Origin of the sequence: Kitasatospora sp. NPDC007106 (genome assembly GCF_040634455.1) — a bacterium.
GTDB classification, from domain to species: Bacteria; Actinomycetota; Actinomycetes; order Streptomycetales; family Streptomycetaceae; genus Kitasatospora; species Kitasatospora arboriphila.
Genome location: NZ_JBEYFP010000587.1, coordinates 1 through 3,817 on the forward strand (window position 1 = coordinate 1; position 3,817 = coordinate 3,817).

The 3,817-nt window shown below is 76.1% G+C and carries 6 protein-coding genes; 3 read left to right on the forward strand and 3 right to left on the reverse strand.

Going from position 1 to position 3,817, the window contains the following annotated elements:
• Positions 1 to 371: universal stress protein (locus tag ABZ641_RS28875; RefSeq protein WP_359986413.1), on the forward strand; the 371-nt coding region annotated here is incomplete at its 5' end.
• Positions 372 to 550: 179 nt separating this feature from the next.
• Here the strand turns inward: ABZ641_RS28875 and ABZ641_RS28880 are convergent.
• Positions 551 to 1,384, reverse strand: a complete 834-nt coding sequence (locus ABZ641_RS28880; protein ID WP_344622384.1) for a helix-turn-helix transcriptional regulator — start codon at positions 1,382 to 1,384, stop codon at positions 551 to 553.
• Between the two features lie 158 nt (positions 1,385 to 1,542).
• Between ABZ641_RS28880 and ABZ641_RS28885 the strand changes: the two genes are divergently transcribed.
• Both ABZ641_RS28885 and ABZ641_RS28890 read left to right on the forward strand, forming a co-directional pair.
• Positions 1,543 to 2,310, forward strand: coding sequence for an SDR family oxidoreductase (locus tag ABZ641_RS28885; RefSeq protein WP_344622383.1), 768 nt, complete (start codon positions 1,543 to 1,545; stop codon positions 2,308 to 2,310).
• Between the two features lie 47 nt (positions 2,311 to 2,357).
• Positions 2,358 to 2,849, forward strand: a complete 492-nt coding sequence (locus tag ABZ641_RS28890; protein ID WP_344622382.1) for a diadenosine tetraphosphate hydrolase — start codon at positions 2,358 to 2,360, stop codon at positions 2,847 to 2,849.
• Positions 2,850 to 2,889: 40 nt separating this feature from the next.
• Here ABZ641_RS28890 and ABZ641_RS28895 read toward each other — a convergent pair whose 3' ends face one another.
• Both ABZ641_RS28895 and ABZ641_RS28900 read right to left on the reverse strand, forming a co-directional pair.
• Positions 2,890 to 3,321: a GNAT family N-acetyltransferase gene (locus tag ABZ641_RS28895; protein ID WP_359986416.1), complete on the reverse strand. Its 432-nt coding sequence runs from the start codon at positions 3,319 to 3,321 to the stop codon at positions 2,890 to 2,892.
• A gap of 109 nt (positions 3,322 to 3,430) precedes the next feature.
• Positions 3,431 to 3,817, reverse strand: a 387-nt coding sequence (locus tag ABZ641_RS28900) for a substrate-binding domain-containing protein (protein WP_359986418.1), incomplete at its 5' end; no start/stop codon positions are given.

The window sequence follows — 3,817 nt, forward strand, 5'->3', positions numbered from 1 at the left end:
CCGGGCTGATGGGCCGTCGGCACCCGCGCGGGGACCACGCCGACGGCTGGGGCAGCGACCCCGGCAGCCGGATGGAGGAGCTCGCGGACGCGGCCGGACACGGGCTGCTGGACGCCGCGGCGGAGCACCTGGGGCGTCCCTGCCGCCGGGTCGAACGGGCCGGGCGGACCGAGCGGGAGGTGGTGGCCGCCGCGGAGGGCGCGGACCTGCTGGTGCTGGCCCGGGACGGCGACCGCACCGGCCTCGGGCCGCGCAGCCTCGGACCGGCCGCCCGGTTCGTGGTGGACCACGCGCCCTGCCCCGTCCTGCTGGTCTGGCCCGGTGCCGCGCCGGGCACGGCGACGCTCCCGCCGGAGCCGGACCGGCGGTGAGGCCGCGGCCCCGGGGTCGGCCACGATCACGGTGACGCCTGTTCGGCGGTGCTCGGTGGCCGCGGGGCGCGGACGGGGCCATGCTGAAGGTCGAGCGTCCCGCCGTGAACCCCCGAGCACGGCGGGGCGCGCTGTGCTGTGCGGGGCCTGCTGTACCGGGCCGTGTCGGTCCGGGCGGGTCAGACCGGGACGGCGGCCGAGAGGGCGGCGAGCCGTTCGGCCTCCGGCGAGCCCGGCTCGGCCGTGTAGACGACCAGCAGCAGGGCGGGGTCGCCCGGCAGGGCCAGCGTCTCGTAGCCGAGGTCCAGCAGACCGGCCGTCGGGTGCCGCAGCAGTTTCCGCCCGTGGGTCTTCTCGGCCACCGCGTGTCCGTCCCAGAGCCGCCGGAACTCCGGGCTGCGTGCCGACAACTCGCCGACGAACGCGGCCGCCCGCCGGTCGGCGGGGTGGCGGGCCGCGTCCAGCCGCAGGTGGGCGACGGTCTCCGCGGCGACCTGCTCCCAGGCCGGGTAGAAGGCGCGGGCCCGCGGGTCGAGGAAGGCGTGCCGGGCCATGTTGCGCTCGCCCTCCGGGAGGTCCGACAGCCCGAGCAGCGCCTCCGCCGGGGCGTTCCACGCCAGCACGTCCATGCACCGGCCGAGCACGAAGGCCGGGCCGGCCAGCATGTCGAGGACGAGCCGCACCCCGTCGCGGACCTCCGCCGGGGCCGCCGCGACGGCGTCCTCCCGGGGCGGCCGGGCCAGCCGGTGCAGATGGGCCCGCTCGGTGGCGTCCAACTGCAGCACCCGGGCCACCGCGTCCAGCACCTCGGTGGAGGTGCCGCCGCCGCGGCCCTGCTCCAGCCGCACGTAGTAGTCCACGCTGACCCCGGCCAGCTGCGCCACCTCCTCGCGGCGCAGCCCGGGCACCCGCCGGCGCCGTCCGTACTCCGGGAGGCCGAGCGACTCCGGTCGGACCATGGCGCGGCGGGCGCGGAGGAAGGCGCCGAGTCCGTCGCGATCACTGTTGCTCATGCCCCGACCCTACGGATCTTCCGGGGCCGTCGAGGGTGGTCCTGGCAGACCCAGGAAAACCACGGCCCTGGGTGGGCACGGCCGGGAGCGGCAGGCTCGGGGACGTCAAGGAAACGACGGCGGGACGACCGCCGCTGATCCCCTCCCAGGAGCCCACCATGTCCTACTCCTCCCTCTCCGGCCGTGTCGCCGTCGTCACCGGTGCCGCGAGCGGCATGGGCGCCGCCACCGCGAAGCTGCTCGCCGCGAACGGCGCCGCGGTGGCGCTGCTCTCCCGCCGCGAGGACCGGCTGAAGGAGCTGGCCGCGGAGATCGGGGCCGCCGGCGGCCGGGCGCTCGCCGTGCCGGCCGACGTCACCGACCAGCGGTCGGTGGACGGGGCCGCCGAGCGGGTCGCGGCCGAACTCGGCCGGGTCGACCTGCTGGTCGCCGCCGCCGGCGTGATGCTGCCCAATCCGGTGGACGACGGCCGGATCGACGAGTGGACCCGGATGATCGACACCAATGTCACCGGTGTGCTGCGGGTGGTCCGCGCCTTCACCGGCGACCTGGTGGCCACCGCCGCCGGGGGCCGCACCGCGGACCTGGTGGCCGTCTCCTCGATCGCCTCCCACGTCTCCTTCCCCAACTACGCCGTCTACAGCGCCACCAAGGCGGCGCTCACCCACCTGGCGACCTCGCTGCGCAGCGAGTTCGGCCCGCGCGACGTCCGGGTCTCCACCGTGGAGCCCGGCCTGACCGACACCGAGCTCGGCGCGCACATCGACAACCCCTCGCTGGGTCTCGACGGCCAGCTCGGCGCGATGTTCGACGCGATCGGGCCGCTCTCCGCCGAGGAGATCGCCGACGTGATCGGATTCACCGTCAGCCGCCCGCGGCACGTGAACCTCCGCCACCTGGTGGTGCTGCCGACCCGTCAGGCCTGAGCGGTACCGGCCGCCGCCCGGTGATCACGGCGAGATAGGGTCGGGGGATGACTGAGGACTGGCGTTCGGACCGGATCGGCAGCGCCCTGCGCGGCGAGAACCCCTCGGTGCTGCGGCGCCTCGGGGCGGGCTTCGCGGTGATCGGGGACGTGCAGTTCCTGCCGGGGTACTCGCTGCTCCTGACGGACGAGCCGGGCGTGCAGCGGCTGTCGGAGCTGCCGCGCGGGCGGCGGATCGCCTTCCTCTCCGACATGGAGCGGCTCGGCGAGGCCGTCGAACTGGCCTGCCGCCGCCTCGACCCCGCCTTCCGCCGGGTGAACCTGGAGATCCTCGGCAACACCGACGGCTACCTGCACGCCCACGTCTGGCCGCGGTACGAGTGGGAGCCGGCCGACCTCGTCCGGATGCCGGTCTGGCTCCACCCCGAGGAGAGCTGGACGGGTGCGGACGCCGCCCTCGGCCCGCAGCACGACCCGCTCCGCGCCGCCATCGCCGGCGAACTGGACCGGCTGGCCGCCGAGGACGCCGACGGCAGCTGAGCTGCCGAGCTCCCGGACCTCTGGCGGTGGGCCGGCGGGCTCACTGCGCGCCGAGGGCCATCCACTTGCCGGGGTCGTCGAGGGGCGCGAAACCCACCTTGGCGTACACCTCGTGGGCGTCGGCGGTGGCCAGCATGATGCGGCGCAGCCCGAACGGGGCCACGTGGTCGCGGACGGCGGCGGTCAGGGCGGTGCCGAGGCCCCGGCCGCGCGCGTCCGGGGCGACGTAGACGTCGCAGAGCCAGCCGAAGGTGGCGCCGTCCGTCACCACCCGGGCGTAGCCCACCTGGGCGCCCGAAGCACTCTCGTACACACCGAAGTTGAGCGAGCCGTCGATCGCCCGTTCCTGCTTCTCCCGCGGACGGCCGAGCGCCCAGTAGGCGTCCTCCGACAGCCATCGGTGGACCAGCGCCCGGTCCAGGCGCTCGGGGTCGGTGGACAGCTCGTAACCGGTGGGCAGATCGGTGTTCATGGCCCGCATCCAAGCAGGCCGGGCCGCCCACGGGCCACCGGATTGTCCGCGGGTACCCGGCCGCCGGGCCGGTCCGGTCGGGGTCGTGGTCCTTCCGGTGGTCCCCCGGTCAGGCGGGCGGGAGCTCGCCCGAGCCGCGGACGATCAGTCGGGTGGGCAGTTCGACGCGTCGCGGTGGGGTGGTGTCCCGGCCGAGCCGGTCGAAGAGCAGGCGGGCGGCCGTCCGGCCGAGCGTCTCCGGGTTCTGCGCGACCACGGTGAGGCCGGGGCTGAGCAGGGCGGCGAGTTCGAGGTCGTCGAAGCCGACCACGGCGGGCCGGGCGGGCAGCCCGGCGAGGGCCTGGAGGGCGGCGAGGGTGACCCGGTTGTTCGCGGTGAAGAGTGCGGTGACCGGCTCGGCCCGCCCGTCCGGCCCGTCGGTCAGCAGGCGCCGCACGGCCCGGCCGACCGTTGCGGGGTCGGTCGGGCCGGTCGCGATCCACCGTTCGTCGACCGG

Bases quoted from the DNA above. Each gene is read 5' to 3' on its own strand.
- ABZ641_RS28885 (WP_344622383.1), top strand. From the start codon at position 1,543: ATGTCCTACTCCTCCCTCTCCGGCCGTGTCGCCGTCGTCACCGGTGCC.
- ABZ641_RS28880 (WP_344622384.1), bottom strand. From the start codon at position 1,384: ATGAGCAACAGTGATCGCGACGGACTCGGCGCCTTCCTCCGCGCCCGC.
- ABZ641_RS28895 (WP_359986416.1), bottom strand. From the start codon at position 3,321: ATGAACACCGATCTGCCCACCGGTTACGAGCTGTCCACCGACCCCGAG.
- ABZ641_RS28890 (WP_344622382.1), top strand. From the start codon at position 2,358: ATGACTGAGGACTGGCGTTCGGACCGGATCGGCAGCGCCCTGCGCGGC.